Origin of the sequence: Sedimentibacter sp. B4, from assembly GCF_000309315.1 — a bacterium.
Taxonomy (GTDB): Bacteria; Bacillota; Clostridia; order Tissierellales; family Sedimentibacteraceae; genus Sedimentibacter; species Sedimentibacter saalensis.
Genome location: NZ_CANG01000160.1, coordinates 1 through 212 on the forward strand (window position 1 = coordinate 1; position 212 = coordinate 212).

General features: G+C 61.8%; 1 protein-coding gene. It reads left to right on the forward strand.

What is annotated here, in order from left to right; genetic code table 11:
- Positions 1–212: hypothetical protein (locus BN358_RS26160; RefSeq protein WP_198018378.1), on the forward strand; the 212-nt coding region annotated here is incomplete at both ends.

Genomic DNA, 212 nt, shown 5'->3' on the forward strand with positions numbered 1-212 from the left:
AACGAATCGCTCACCAAGGCGATCGAGAAGCAGCTTTGCGAACTGGCGTCCACCAAACCCGGCAGCAGCGTCGACATCCTGGGGAGGTACCGTCACGACGAGGAGCTCGTGCCTCGGCGAAGGTTCCGCGAACTCGAGGTTCGGTTCCGCACCATTCACAAGTCGAAGGGCCTCGAGGCCGACTTCGTGCTCATCCCGAATCTCACCACCGG